The sequence below is a fragment of the Candidatus Photodesmus blepharonis genome, assembly GCF_000731795.2.
GTDB classification, from domain to species: Bacteria; Pseudomonadota; Gammaproteobacteria; order Enterobacterales; family Vibrionaceae; genus Vibrio; species Vibrio blepharonis.
On the sequence record NZ_JGVK01000027.1, the window covers coordinates 121,514 to 136,277 of the forward strand.

The following is a 14,764-nucleotide window of genomic DNA, read 5'->3' on the forward strand; positions in this document are numbered from 1 at the left end:
ATTACAGATTTTATCTGTATGATGTTTGAGGAATACTGAAAAAGTATTGAAAACCTTTTTTATTCTCATTGTTTTGGATGTGAAGGTTATGAGAATGTAAAAATGCGTAAAAGACAGAGCAGCTTCTAATCTATACTGCTTCTCTAATTCATATTGGTGAACTAGGGGCGATTGTATGTATTCAAGCTGAACCATTTTATTTTTGAGAGCAGTTTGATATTGTTGTCTTATGCTGATAAAAATTTTGTGAGCTTACGTTTGACACGTTTATTACGCTTTGTGTCATGGTTGACGATGGCGATATTGGTCTTCTTGATTGTCACAACACTCATTCTACGTGTTACCTTCTTCTATCTGAATCATTTTCAGGATAATGTTCAAGAGTGGGGGAGTCAGCTTAGTAATATTGATTTACAAATTCAGAAAATAAAGGGTTCTTGGAGCAGTGCTTATCCGTCAATTTCTTTACAAGGTGTGACTGCTCAGTTACCAGAGAATGCTAAGGCTTATTTTTCTACTGAGAAAGTGGAAATTAAGTTAGATCTGATTCAATCATTGATTCAGCTGCAACCTATTATTGCTAATATAAATATACACAAACTTAGATTGAATGCTAGGAATCTTACTCCTTTTAAACTTTATGAAAAAAAAATAGGTTTAAAAGAAAATATTGTTTTTAAGTTTGATCAGTTCTTAAAGAGAATAAATGCATTTTCACTGCTTGATTCAACTGTTTGGTATAAATCTTATGATAAAAAAAATCTTCAACTTAACATTCAAAAATTACATTGGAAAAATCAAGGTAAAAGCCACTTAATAGAGGGACTTATTGGTGCTGATAAGACAAATAACTCAGTACTAATTAAGGCTAATTTTATTGATCATGGGTCATTAAACGATGTTTCTGGAGAGTTTTATGTATCTGCAGATGATTTTTTAATAACTCCATGGTTAAGTAGTTACTTTCAAAAGGCAACTGGGCTGGAAAGAGGAGTAGTTAGTTTCAATAGTTGGTTGACTGTAGTTCATAATAGGCCTATTGATGCTTATGCAGAGATAAGACCATCAGAGCTTATTTGGACAAAAGATTTTCAACATCAATTTTTAATAAAGTCAGGTGTCTTTAGATTATCTCCGACTGGAAATGGTTGGATAGTGAACAGTCATGAACTTAATATTCAAACAGATGGCGTTTTTTGGCCTAAGCTCAGTATTGTTTTTGATTGGCAGCCTAAGAAGTGGCGACTTAACATGCTGCAAATTGATATGGGATCTATTCTGCCACTTGTTAAATTAGCTCCTAATTCCAATGCAATAAGCAAATTTTTAGATAAGTTTAAATTAGTTGGCTTGTTGAGTGATATCCGAGTATCTGGGATGGGATCTTTAAGTTCTTTACGTTATTCTGCTAAGCTAACTGGTAGTGTGATGGCGCAGTGGGGTTTTGATCCAGAAATTCATAATGTTATTGCATTTGTGTCTGGTAATACTCAACAAGCTAAAGCATCCGTTACACTTACTGATGATAGCTTACTTTATGGTAATATATTTCAATCGCCTATCAATCTTAAGACAAGAAAAGTAGATCTTTTTTGGCAAACTAATGAGGACGGTTGGTTTATATGGTCAGATAAACTAATAATTTTAACTCCTGAACTACAAATTTTAGGTACATTTCGCTTAGACTTGCCTAAAAACCATAGCCCACCATTTTTATCTTTTTACGCTGAAGCTAACTTAGACAATGACAAAAATACTTGGAATTATTTGTCAACTTTATTATTTAAAAATTATTTTTTTTCTGAAATACAGGCAGGCTATGTACGCACTGCTAAGATATTATGGTATGGAAAATTATCTAATTTCCCATACCATAATCGCGATGGCATATTTCAAATTTCAGTTGGAGTAGAAAAAGCTAGGTTTAGTTTTAATGCGGCGTGGCCTCCAATTGTTAATCTGCAGCTTGATTTGTTGTTTGAAAATGATCTTGTGTATTTGGATTCGAATGACGCAAGTTTAATGGATGTAAAAGTTACTCGCATAATTGGCGTAGTTCCTTTTTTAAATAAGAGTGATTATGTTGACATCGAGATGAGTATAGTAGCTTCAGGTAATGAAATTAGAGATTATCTACTTATTTCTCCATTAGCTCAGACTGCAAATAGTGCATTCAATGTTATTCAAATTAGCGGTGACATTCATTCTACTTTTCGAATTAATATTCCTTTCAACATTAAAGATAAAATAAAAGTGTGGGGTTATGCTGATCTTAATAACAATCATATTAATATAGGCATGTTGTCTACGACATTAGAGTCAGTTTCAGGTCGCATTTCCTTCGACGATAATGTAGTAAAAGCCTCAAGACTCTCTGCTAATTTATTGAATCAGCCAATATTGTTTGATTTTTTGAGTAAAAAATCTGAAGGAAATTATCAGGTTGGTATTGATGTATTGGGCAAATTTGATGTTAAAAGGTTGAAGCCATATATAGGTGAAAGTTGGGCAGTACCTTTATCTGGTTATGCTCCCTTGGAAATAGCTATCGATATTCAACTTAGTGATTTTGATTTTACATATAAAGTTGATGTTGTTGCTGATTTAAAAATGATAAAAAGTGACTATCCATATCCGTTGATGAAAACCTTAAACCAAGAAGGTCAAATGCATTTTCAGTTTTCGGGAAATAAAAAATCGATGCTTGTGAAATTGGAATTGCTAGAAGTTAAATATCAAGCTGAAATGAATATTAACTTAGGGAAGTTAGTACCAACAGCAACAAAATTAGTTGTTGGTCAAGGAAAATTTGGAGTTGGTCCTGTGTTTGGACATAATGCTGAGATTAATTCTGATGAGTTTAATATGGATAAGTGGATGATGTTTTTTAGTTCATCCTTAGCTAGTCAATCTATATTAGATTTGCTTAATATATCCCTAATCCCAATACCGCAACAAATTAAAATTAATGTATCAGAATTAGTTTTAGGTGATGTTGAGTGGCATGATGTTAGTTTTTTAGCTCAGCGAAAAAAAATAGATTGGTATTTTACTTTAACGAGCAAAGAAGTAGAAGGTGAGGCTAGTTACGACGAATCACGTAATAGTCTCAATATATTTTTAAAAAAATTGCATCTGTATTTTCTGAGTGTTGAGAAAAAGTTTAAAAAGGAGTCATTGTTGATTATACGGCAAGAAAACTTGCCGTTAGTCAGATCGTTTGAACGAAAATTGCATCGAGCAATTCCAAATGTAGTTCTTGTTATTGACGATTTTTGGTTGCAAGGGCACAGAATAGGTCAAGTTGATGTTGAAATTCAAAGAAAAAATGAAAAAATAGTAGAGTGGAAAAAAATTTCCTTGACTAGCGGGAATAATAAGGTTGATGCTACTGGATCATGGGTATTGAATAAGGATCAAAATCGTACCAATGTAAATTTACATATAACTGGAGAGAATAACAGTGAGTTAATGGAACGTTTCGGTATTAATTCAGGTGTTCAAAAAGCTTCGTTTAACTTGTTTAGCCAGTTAGAATGGGATGGTCCACTTTGGTCTATAAAGTTAGATACTCTTGAAGGGGAAGTAAAAAGTAAATTTGGCAAAGGAATAATCTCTGATGTTAGTGGTGGTACGCATCTGTTAGGTTTTTTTAGTTTGGATTCTATCATCCGTAAAATGAAACTAGACTTCAGCGACGTTTTTGATAAAGGCATGGCTTTCAACTCTATCATAGGAACTGGCAAAATTCGATCAGGTGTTTTTGTGACTAACGATATTAAAATGGATGCTTTAGCTGGTCAAATGAATATAAAAGGATTAGTGGATTTAAAAGTACAGACTGTTAATGCTGAAGTTAATTTTGTTCCCGACATTACTTCGGGAATACCTGTTCTGACTGCTTTTGCTGTAACTCCTCAAACTACCTTATATGTATTGGCTATTACTACTGTTATTGCTCCTGTTGTAGAAGTTTTTACACAAGTTAATTATGAAGTTAAAGGGCCGTTAGACAATCCAGTGGTTAAGGAGATTTCTCGTAGTAAAGGCGAATTTAAGTTAAGAGAAGTTGCAAAAAAGGTAAGCTATAGCGATGAGCATGAAATACACTGAGATCATTTTAATCTACAGAGTTATAATAGCTGAAATGTTTTTAGTTTCAAAAAATGGAAGATTGATTGCTAAATAATGAATGTTGCAAGAGACTTCTTAAACGCTGTTTGTTGAGTGTTTAGTGGAAATACTATTAGGTTTAAATTAATCTTTAAAGAGAAATTAAGAGTAAATTATGATTATGCGGTGCATAGAAGATGCGTTACTTAAACCAGCAGGTATAATAGAGAGAGATGTTACTGACGTTCTTGCAAGTATCGTCACTCGTCATATTGATTATGCTGATATTTATTTTCAGTCAAGTTGTAATGAGTTACTAGTTTTAGAAGATAGTCTGATTAAAGAGGGTTCATTTAACATTAATGGTGGTGTTGGTGTAAGAGCGATAGCAGGAGAAAAAACGGGTTTTGCTTATTCTGATCAAATTCAACTTGAAGGATTAAAGCAAAGTGCTGTTGCCGCGCGCAGTATAGCTAAAAAAGGGAAAAATGGCAGAGTTCAGGTATTTAATCGTAATATACATCAGAATCATTATTCTGCAATAAATCCTTTAGAAAGTTGGAAAAAAGAAGAAAAAGTAAATTTTCTTAAAGAGTTAGATATTTATATTCGTACTAAAGAACCTCTAATTGATGAGGTATCAATAAGTTTGAGTGGTACATATGAACAAGTATTAGTTTTCGCAACTGATGGCACTTGTGCAGGTGATAGCCGTCCATTAGTTCGTCTTTCAGTTAGCGTATTAGCGCAAAAAGGAAAACGGCGTGAACGCGCTACTTCTGGAGGGGGAGGGCGTTTAGATTATGATTTCTTTTTATGCGCTAAAGAAGGTTCTCAAATCGCGTATAAATTTGCTGATGAGGCTATTCGTCAGGCTCTTGTAAATCTTGAGGCAATTTCGGCACCTGCTGGAAGCATGCCTGTTGTTTTGGGTTCTGGATGGCCTGGAGTTTTGTTGCATGAAGCAGTAGGACATGGTCTTGAAGGAGATTTTAACCGTAAAGAGTCTTCTGTTTTTTCTAGAAAAATAGGTCAGCAAGTAACGTCGAAGCTTTGTACTATTGTAGATGATGGGACTTTGAAGAATTTACGTGGATCTTTAAATATTGATGATGAAGGTACGAATAGCCAGCATAATGTTCTAATAGAAAACGGTATATTAATGGGTTATATGCAAGATAAGCTAAACGCTCGTTTAATGGGAGTCAATACAACTGGAAACGGTCGACGTGAGTCTTATGCTCATTTGCCAATGCCACGCATGACCAACACTTATATGTTGCCAGGTCAGCACACACCAGAAGAGATAATTTCGACGGTTAAGAAGGGTCTTTATGCTTCTAATTTTGGTGGTGGTCAAGTGGACATTACTTCTGGAAAATTTGTTTTTTCTACTTCTGAAGCCTATTTAATTGAGGATGGTCAGATTACTTTTCCAGTGAAAAACGCAACTTTAATTGGTTCAGGAATCGAGGTAATGCAACGAGTTTCTATGGTAGGTAATGATCTTAGTTTAGATTACGGTGTAGGAATTTGCGGTAAGGCAGGACAAAATATTCCAGTTGGAGTTGGACAACCAACATTGAAGGTAGATTCGCTTACTGTTGGTGGTACTGAGTAGAAATTGTGTAGTGGCTTTTATCTTTGATTTTTATAGATTTGAAATTTTGGATTTTTTATATTCTTTCTTTCATTAGGTATCCTGTTTCATCTGAAGTTGTTTAGCATGCAGATTTTTACAATAGTTAGATTTAGACTGGACACTCCAAAGGTTTGTCTATACCATGCCAACTGGAGTTAGCTGGATAGCCGCTGCTTCATGAATTTCCTGAAAATGGTAATTGTATGGAAGGAGAGGAAAGTCCGGGCTCCACAGGGCAGGGTGCCAGTTAATGTCTGGGAGGCGAAAGCTTACGACAAGTGCAACAGAGAGAATATCGCCGATGGCTAAATTTCTTAAGAAAAGAAAATAGTGCACAGGCAAGGGTGAAAAGGTGCGGTAAGAGCGCACCGTGCGGCTGGTAACAGTTCGTAGCAAGGTAAACTCCACCCGGAGCAAGACCAAGTAGGCTTCTATTATATTGCGTTGCCCGCGTAAGGAAGCGGGTAGGTTGCTTGAACCAGTGAGTGATTGCTGGTCTAGATGGATGGCTATCATCGCGCGAGCGGTACAGAACCCGGCTTATATGTTGACTCCATTTATTAGATCCATCATAGCATTTATATGCTATGATGGATCTTTCTTTTTTGTGCTCATGTTTTAAATGTTGAGCTTCAGAGAGTTTAGTCTTAATTTCTAGAGATTAATACTTTGTATGACCAAATCATTTCAACATATTGCCGTGCTGCTTAACGAATCTATAGACAAGCTGTCAATTAAGTCTGATGGCATATATATAGATTGTACTTTTGGCGCTGGTGGACATAGTCGGGCTATTCTTTCTAAATTAGAGAGAAATGGTCATCTTTATGCCATCGATCGTGATCCTCAATCCATTGTAGAGGCGAAAAAAATTAATAATCCTCGTTTTACAATAATTCATGGTCTATTTTCCAACACAGCTGAATACGCTAGACGTTATAATATTTTGGGTAAAGTGGATGGGATTTTGCTGGATCTTGGTGTATCGTCACCACAGATTGATAATGCAGAGCGCGGTTTTAGTTTCATGAGGGACGGCCCTTTGGATATGCGTATGGACCAAACTGTAGGCGTATCCGTTTCTCAATGGTTATTAGAGGCCGATCTTGATCATATTGTCTGGGTGATTCGCGAGTTTGGTGAAGATAGAAATGCTTATCGGATTGCTAAGGCAATTATTCGACACCGTAACGACAAAGGAAAAGAACCACTCACTCGAACTAGTCAGTTAGCGAGGCTTGTGTCTAAAGTTACCTCCTCAAGAGGCTTTAGGCAAAAAAAACACCCTGCAACTCGTGTATTTCGAGCCTTTCGTATGTATATTAATAGTGAAATCGAAGAAATTGAGACCATTCTCAAAAATGCGATAAGTATTTTGGTTCCTGGAGGTCGTTTATTAGTGATTAGTTTCCATTCCCTGGAGGATCGTATAGTAAAATCCTTCATTCGGAAAGAAAGTCAAGGGCCTGAGATTCCAAGTGGTATTCCGTTGACTGAAACTCAAATAAACAAATTAGGTAGTGCAAATATTAAGGTAATCGGTAAAGCTGTGAAACCATCAAAACATGAAATTGGAGTTAATGTTCGTTCTCGTAGTTCAGTGTTGCGAGTTGTACAGAAGTTGTAGACTCGTGCATAACGTACATTCTAATTTAGCTAAGATTATTGCCAAGGACTTATTTACGGTTGGACGTTTTCCTCTGATCTTATTGTTGCTTATTTTTATAAGTGCAGTTGCGATTGTATTTATTACTCATCATTCTAGACAAGCTATTTTTGAAAAAAATCAAATGTTGCTTGAACATGATAGATTAAGCGATGAGTGGTATAATCTTATTCTGGAAGAAACAGCTTTGTCTGATCACAGTCGTGTCCAAGAAATAGCAAAAGGAGAGCTGAATATGCAACGTCCCGATTCAGATAAGGAAATTATTATAAGTCCGTAGTGAAGAGTATCAAGGTGGAATTCAGTCTTAATAAAAGAGAGGGGAAACAAAAAGTACAATTATTAATACGTTGGCGTTTTTATTTAGTACTTTTTTTGATCTGTACTTCGTTTTCCATTCTAATAGGAAGAGTATGTTATATACAAATTATTGAGCCTGATAATCTTATTCGTCAAGGTGATATGCGTTCAATTCGTTCTAAGACTCTTCGTTCTGCTCGCGGAATTATTTCAGACCGTAATGGCGAACCGCTTGCTGTTAGCGTTCCTGTTGAAGCAGTTTGGGCTGATCCTGTTGTTATTTTCAACGAAAATGGTTTAGATAATTTGGATCGTTGGTATGCATTAGCTGACGTATTACAACTTAATCGAGGTGTTTTGGTTGAAAAAATTAAAAAAAATTGTAGTCGTCGTTTTATTTATTTGCAACGTCAAGTTAGTCCTGCAATGGCGAGTTATATTCGTGGGTTAAAACTTCCAGGTGTCGGTTTAAAGTCTGAATCTCGTCGCTATTATCCAGCTGGAGAAGTTAGTGCTCACGTTATTGGTGTTGTGGGTATTGATGGACATGGTTTAGAAGGTATTGAGCATAGTTATGACCAGTGGTTAAGCGGTGAAGCTGGTAAACATATTATTCGTAAAGATCGTTATGGACGAGTGGTCGAAAACATTTCTTTAGAGAAGCGAGAAGAAGGCAAATCTTTGGCGTTGACTGTTGACCAGCGTTTGCAGGCAATAGCATTTCGTGCTGTCAAACAAGCAGTAGCAGACTTTCAAGCAACATCAGGTTCAGCTGTTTTGCTTGATATAAAAGCTGGTGCGGTATTAGCTATGGTTAACGCTCCTTCTTATAATCCTAACAATCGATCTGATATGCAGTCTTTTAAAATGCGTAATCGGGTTATAACTGATGCTTTTGAGCCAGGTTCAACTGTTAAACCATTTGTAGTACTCGCAGCGCTAGAAAACGGCATAGTAAACAAAGATACTCTAATTGATACAGGTGATGGTATTATGCGAATTGGTGGTAGTCGCGTACGTGATATATTCAAAGTAGGTAAGGCTAATCTTGGCACCATACTAAAGAAATCGAGTAATGTTGGTATGGCAATATTAGCCTTAAATATTCCGTTGGAAACATTATTAGGAATTTATAGTTCAGTTGGTTTCGGCGAGATTTCAGATCTGAATTTAGTGGGGGAAACAGCCGGCATTTTTGAAAATCGTCCTCGTTGGTCTAAGTTTGAGATTGCAACTTTAGCGTTTGGTTATGGCTTAGCTATTACACCTCTGCAATTGGCACATGCTTATGCAACTTTGGGCAATTATGGAAAATACCAACCAATACATATTGTTGAAAACAAAAAAAAAGGCTTATCTCGACAAATTGTAGATTACAATACCGCTAAAGAAGTTTTAGCTATGCTAGAAACGGTTACTCAGTTTGGAGGAACAGCGAGTAAAGCAGCAGTGCCTGGTTATCGGGTAGCCGCGAAGACAGGAACATCACGTAAAGCGATTATTGGTGGATATGGTGATGAATATTTTGCTTATACTTCTGGAGTGGCTCCCGTCAGCGATCCTAGATTAGCATTAGTTGTCGTTGTAAATGAACCTCAGGGAGACAATTACTATGGTGGTTCAGTAGCTGCTCCTGTATTTTCAGAAATTATGCAAGGTGCATTACAAATCTTAAATATCGCACCTGATGATGAAAATAAATTAAGAAATAAGTAGTGAAGATAAAAGTGTTGCCATGGCCTCTGATATTACGCTTGCTCAGTTAATTTTTCCCTGGATTAAATTATCGAATACTATTTTTTCCGATTTACCTATTCAGCGTTTGGAGTTAGATAGTCGAAAAATAATTCAAGGAGATACTTTCATTGCGCTAATTGGGTATGTTTTTGATGCCAGAAGGTTTATTGGCCATGCAATAAGTTCTGGAGCTAACATAGTCCTGGCTCAGTCTTGCTCTCAATACGCTCATGGTAGAATTGAATATATAGCTGATGTACCTATTATTTATATTAAAAATTTGAATATGCACTTGTCTGAGTTAGCTGGACGTTTTTACCAAAATAACTCAAATACTTTGATTGGTGTTACTGGAACCAATGGCAAAACAACAATTTCTCAGATCATTGTTCAATGGTTAGAATTGCTTGGGAAGAGAGCAGCTGTTATGGGTACAATAGGGAATGGTTTTTTAGATAATTTGAAAAAGACGGCTAACACTACAGGTAATGCTTTAGAAATTCAGCATATACTAAGTGATTTAGAACAACAGGGTGCTGAGTACACTGCATTAGAGCTATCTTCTCATGGATTACAAGAAGGAAGAGTAGGTGCATTAAAATTTTCTGCAGGTATATTTTCCAATTTAAGTCGCGATCATTTAGATTATCACGCTAACATGCGAGAATATGCTGAAGCAAAATTTTCTCTCTTTAGCAAACATTCTTGTCAGCAAATAATCATCAATGCTGATGACAAAATAGGCTCTTCATGGTTGAAACGTTTACCAAACGCATTAGCAGTTTGTCTTTCTACATCTCCTACTACTTCAAGCTCTGTTTTTACTCAATTAGTCGAGTATTCTAATTCTGGTATTAAAATTTCTTTTTCTGGTAAGTATGGAAAAGGTGTATTATCGGCTCCGTTTATTGGTGCGTTTAATGCTTCGAATTTATTATTAGCTTTTTCTTGTTTATTGGCTCTTGGTTTCGATAAAAAAAAATTGATTGAAAGTTCCTCTAAATTAGTACCGGTTATAGGACGTATGGAGTTATTTCAAGCGTCAGGTAAAGCTAAGGTTGTTGTTGATTATGCGCATACACCTGATGCGTTGAAAAAAGCTCTCATAGCGTTGCGTACCCATTGTTCCGGTCATTTGTGGGTAATTTTAGGTTGTGGTGGAGAACGAGATAGAGGCAAGCGTCCAATTATGGCTGCAATCGTAGAAAAACGAGCGGATAAGATTGTCCTAACCGATGATAATCCTCGTGGTGAATCGCCACAATTGATTATTGAAGATATGCTTAAAGGTTTGAAATATCCCTTACTTGCTTATGTTGAACATCATCGTTATGAAGCAATACGTTTTGCACTAAGTCAAGCGAAGGGAAAAGATATTATTCTTTTAGCAGGTAAAGGTCATGAAGATTATCAAGTTATGGCTAATGAGAGAATACATTACTCTGATCGCGAATCTGTGCGGCAGCTATTAGGAATTAATTGATGATTACAGTTTCCTTAAAGCAGTTGTCTAATCTGCTGAACGGATATCTTATTGGAAAAGATCTTAAAATTTCAGATGTTTCAACTGATAGTCGTAGTGTCGTTCGTGATGCATTATTTGTAGCCTTAGTTGGTAAAAATTTTGATGCGAATGATTTTGTTTACCAAGCAGTAGGCAAGGGTGCTAAGGCGTTATTGGTTAATAAGCCATTCAATGTTTCTGTGCCACAGTTAGTTGTAAGAGACACAACACTTGCGTTAGGACAGCTGGGAGCTTGGGTTCATCAAAATTGTGGGATGCCGACAGTTGCTATTACTGGAAGTTGTGGTAAAACCACCGTGAAAGAGATGTTAGTGAATATTTTATTAAAACAAGGTCGAGTTCTTTTCACGATTGGAAATTTTAATAATGAAATAGGTGTTCCTATGACTTTATTGCGTTCAACACCACAAGATGATTATGCTGTTATTGAACTTGGTTCGAATCACATTGGTGAAATAGCCTATACTGTATCTTTAGTTCAACCTGATATTGCATTAGTGAACAATGTAGGTGCAGCACATTTGGAAGGTTTTGGTTCTATTGAAGGAGTAAAGTGTGCAAAAGGAGAAATTTACCAAGGATTAAAATCAGGTTCAGTTGCTATAGTAAATTTAGATAGCAATGGTGGTCAATGTTGGGAGCCTTTTCTATTAGATAAAAAGGTTATCACTTTTTCTAAGCATAATAAAAATGCGGATGTATATGCATCTCGAATTACTCTTGATATTGATGGAAAGGCTCAGTTTTGTCTCCATACTCCCCAGGGAACTTGTGATATTCAGTTAAGCGTAGTTGGGAAACATAATGTTTCTAATGCGCTTGCTGCAAGTTCTCTGGCCCTGCAATTTGGGATTGATTTATCTGAAATTAGATGTGGTTTACTACGTCTAGTTAAAGTAAAAGGTCGTGTTGAACTCATTAAATTAACAGAGAAAATTAAGCTTATTGATGATACTTATAATGCTAGTGTCCCTTCTATGAAAGCTTCGGTTGATTTATTAGGCGTTTTTGAAGGTTTACGTTGGCTAATTTTGGGTAACATGACAGAGTTAGGAAGTGAAAGTCTTACACTTCATCGTCAAGTTGGAGAATATGCTGCTTCATTCAATTTTGAGTATGTTCTCACGTATGGTAGTGATGTAAAATTAATTAGCGATATTTGTCATGGATTACATTTTGATACTTACGGAAATATGGTTACATACATAAAACATAAGATCGAGAAACATAATGATAAGCGTCATACTTTATTATTTAAAGGGGCTAATAGTGTTGAAATGAATAAACTAGTGCTTTTATTAAGGAGAAGCATCAATGCTCATTTGGCTTTCTAAGTTATTACAGCCATATTTTTCCTTTTTTAGGTTGTTTGAATATTTATCATTTCGAGCGATTGTTAGCGTTTTAACTGCGTTAATGATTTCGTTGTTGATGGGACCTCATTTGATTAGGAGCTTGAGATTACTTCAGATTGGTCAGGTTGTTCGTACTAACGGCCCTAAATCGCATTTTAGCAAGCGTGATCGACCAACAATGGGTGGAATAATGCTTCTTGTTTCTATTATTGTTACAGTTTTACTTTGGACGGATTTATCGAACCTTTATGTATGGTCTGTTCTTTTTGTTTTAGTTGGATATGGAGCTGTTGGATTTGTAGATGATTATCGTAAAGTAGTGAGCAAAAACACTGATGGTTTACTTGCCCCTTGGAAGTATTTTTGGCAATCAATGATTGCTTTAACTTTAGCATCACTGCTTTACGCTTATGGTAAAAACACCGTTGCTACACAATTGGTCATCCCTTTCTTTAAGGAATTACTACCACAGCTTGGGTTGGGATACATTGTATTAACTTATTTTGTCATTGTTGGAACAAGCAATGCAGTAAATTTGACTGATGGTTTAGACGGACTAGCCATTATGCCAACTGTCTTAGTATCTGCTGGTTTTGCTGCTATCGCTTGGGCAACTGGTAATGTAAATTTTTCTAATTATTTACACATTCCCTATATTCCTCAAACTTCGGAACTAGTTGTTGTATGCACAGCTGTTGTTGGTTCTGGTCTAGGTTTTTTATGGTTTAATACTTATCCGGCACAGCTGTTTATGGGGGATGTTGGCTCATTAGCGCTCGGCGGGGCTTTAGGGATTATTGCTGTACTAGTTCGTCAGGAGTTTGTTTTGATCGTTATGGGCGGCGTTTTTGTAATGGAAATATTATCAGTGATTTTGCAGGTAGGTTCGTATAAATTACGTGGTCAGCGTATTTTTCGTATGGCGCCTATTCATCATCATTACGAACTCAAAGGTTTGCCTGAACCACGTGTAATTGTTCGATTTTGGATCGTATCAATTGTTTTGGTTTTAATTGGTTTAGCAACCTTAAAAATTCGATAGAAGCACGTTTTTATACCTGACAAATCACTCTGTTGGATTAGCGCAATGAACCGTTGGAAAACAATTAAAAATGTAGTAGTAGTTGGACTTGGTGTTACTGGTCTTTCCGTCGTTAATCACTTAAAGAAATTGCCTAAAAGGTTATTGATTAGAGTGATTGATACTAGGATGGATCCTCCAGGCAAAGAGAATCTTCCAGATTCAATAGAGTTAAATGAAGGTGGATGGAATTGTGATTGGTTATTTAGCGCTGATATAATTGTAGTTAATCCAGGAGTTTCTCTTTCTACAATAGAAATTAAGCAGGCAGTTGCACAAGGAATCCCTGTTGTTGGTGATATTGAGCTTTTTGCATGGCAGGTAATAAATAAGCCTATTATTGCTATCACGGGTTCAAATGGTAAAAGTACAGTCGCTGATTTAACCGGAAAAATAGCAAAGGAAAATGGGCTGAAAGTTGCGGTTGGTGGGAATATTGGTACCCCAGCTTTGGATTTAATTGAGGATGAAGTTGAGCTGTACGTTTTAGAGATATCAAGTTTTCAATTAGAAACTACCTCAAGTTTACAGTTAGTTGCTGCTGCATTTTTAAATTTCTCAGAAGATCATTTAGATCGTTATCGATGTATAACAGATTATCGTCAAGCTAAATTGCGCATTTTTAATCATGCTAAAGCATGTGTTGTTAATGGAGATGATTCGCAAACTTTCCCGGATAATTTCTCTAAAAAATTACTTGTATTTGGATTTAATCAATCGTTTTTTTTTGGTGTTCGTAAATATGGTGCGCAGGAGTTTTTAACTGTACATAATGAACCAGTAATTGCCTCTAGTTCACTTTCTCTTGTTGGTCGCCACAATGTTGCTAACGTTTTGGCTTCTTTGGCATTGCTATCAGAAATCGGTGTGGACTACAGTAAAGCTGTGGATGTGCTCAAATCCTATAGAGGTTTAAAGCATTGCTGTCAAGTTATTGTGGATAAATTCGGAATCAAATGGATCAATAATTCAAAAGCTACTAACGTTGCTGCTACTTTGGCAGCCTTATCTGGTATAGAGTGTCAAGGGACTTTATATTTATTGCTTGGTGGTGATAGTAAGGGTGCTGATCTTTCTGAGTTAAAATTAGTATTAGCAAGTTTAGATGTAAAATTGTGTTGTTTTGGCGTTGATGGAGGCAAGTTTATGTTCTTACATCCATCTGCTAGTTTATACAATTCGATGGAGTCTATTGTGATTGCAATAGATGCAAGTTTAAAAGAGGGTGATGTAGTAATGTTATCACCGTCTTGTTCTAGCTTGGATCAATTTAAAAATTTTTCGGAGAGAGGTGAGATATTTGAAAAACTTGCCAAAAATAGTCTTAGACTGAGTGATAATTAAG

General features: G+C 36.1%; 9 protein-coding genes and 1 other RNA gene. All 10 read left to right on the plus strand.

What is annotated here, in order from left to right:
* Nucleotides 1-258 precede the first annotated feature (258 nt).
* The 10 genes from CF67_RS03530 (at nt 259) to murD (ending at nt 14,763) form a co-directional block, all read left to right on the plus strand.
* The gene (locus tag CF67_RS03530; protein WP_242633206.1) at nt 259-4,113 is read left to right on the plus strand and encodes a YhdP family protein; all 3,855 of its coding nucleotides are present in this window, start codon (nt 259-261) and stop codon (nt 4,111-4,113) included.
* Between the two features lie 175 nt (nt 4,114-4,288).
* Complete coding sequence (gene tldD / locus CF67_RS03535) at nt 4,289-5,734, plus strand: metalloprotease TldD (protein ID WP_034414508.1); 1,446 nt, start codon at nt 4,289-4,291, stop codon at nt 5,732-5,734.
* Nucleotides 5,735-5,906: 172 nt separating this feature from the next.
* An RNA gene (gene rnpB / locus CF67_RS03540) (RNase P RNA component class A) lies at nt 5,907-6,314 on the plus strand.
* Between the two features lie 114 nt (nt 6,315-6,428).
* Nucleotides 6,429-7,382 (plus strand): 16S rRNA (cytosine(1402)-N(4))-methyltransferase RsmH, encoded by a 954-nt coding sequence (gene rsmH / locus CF67_RS03545; protein ID WP_034414510.1) that lies wholly within the window; start codon nt 6,429-6,431, stop codon nt 7,380-7,382.
* Between the two features lie 4 nt (nt 7,383-7,386).
* On the plus strand, nt 7,387-7,701 hold the full coding sequence (gene ftsL / locus CF67_RS03550; protein WP_034414513.1) for a cell division protein FtsL: 315 nt from the start codon (nt 7,387-7,389) through the stop codon (nt 7,699-7,701).
* An 8-nt stretch (nt 7,702-7,709) separates the two neighbouring features.
* Entirely contained in the window at nt 7,710-9,437 is a 1,728-nt protein-coding gene (locus CF67_RS03555) for a penicillin-binding transpeptidase domain-containing protein (protein ID WP_052538115.1), read from the plus strand.
* A gap of 19 nt (nt 9,438-9,456) precedes the next feature.
* A complete protein-coding gene (gene murE, locus CF67_RS03560) occupies nt 9,457-10,941 on the plus strand; it encodes a UDP-N-acetylmuramoyl-L-alanyl-D-glutamate--2,6-diaminopimelate ligase (protein WP_034414519.1) in 1,485 nt (494 codons plus the stop codon).
* A complete protein-coding gene (locus tag CF67_RS03565; RefSeq protein ID WP_034414521.1) occupies nt 10,941-12,317 on the plus strand; it encodes a UDP-N-acetylmuramoyl-tripeptide--D-alanyl-D-alanine ligase in 1,377 nt (458 codons plus the stop codon). Before murE ends, CF67_RS03565 begins: the two co-directional genes overlap by 1 nt.
* Nucleotides 12,298-13,380 carry a phospho-N-acetylmuramoyl-pentapeptide-transferase gene (mraY, locus tag CF67_RS03570; RefSeq protein WP_034414523.1) on the plus strand — a complete coding sequence of 361 codons (1,083 nt, stop codon included), beginning with the start codon at nt 12,298-12,300 and terminating at the stop codon, nt 13,378-13,380. Before CF67_RS03565 ends, mraY begins: the two co-directional genes overlap by 20 nt.
* Before the next feature lie 45 nt (nt 13,381-13,425).
* Nucleotides 13,426-14,763: a UDP-N-acetylmuramoyl-L-alanine--D-glutamate ligase gene (murD, locus tag CF67_RS03575; RefSeq protein WP_034414525.1), complete on the plus strand. Its 1,338-nt coding sequence runs from the start codon at nt 13,426-13,428 to the stop codon at nt 14,761-14,763.
* The last annotated feature ends 1 nt before the right edge of the window (nt 14,764 follow it).

Excerpts from the sequence above, each read along its gene's own strand:
- tldD (WP_034414508.1), top strand. The coding sequence starts at position 4,289 with ATGATTATGCGGTGCATAGAAGATGCGTTACTTAAACCAGCAGGTATA.
- rsmH (WP_034414510.1), top strand. The coding sequence starts at position 6,429 with ATGACCAAATCATTTCAACATATTGCCGTGCTGCTTAACGAATCTATA.
- murE (WP_034414519.1), top strand. The coding sequence starts at position 9,457 with ATGGCCTCTGATATTACGCTTGCTCAGTTAATTTTTCCCTGGATTAAA.
- CF67_RS03565 (WP_034414521.1), top strand. The coding sequence starts at position 10,941 with ATGATTACAGTTTCCTTAAAGCAGTTGTCTAATCTGCTGAACGGATAT.
- mraY (WP_034414523.1), top strand. The coding sequence starts at position 12,298 with ATGCTCATTTGGCTTTCTAAGTTATTACAGCCATATTTTTCCTTTTTT.
- murD (WP_034414525.1), top strand. The coding sequence starts at position 13,426 with ATGAACCGTTGGAAAACAATTAAAAATGTAGTAGTAGTTGGACTTGGT.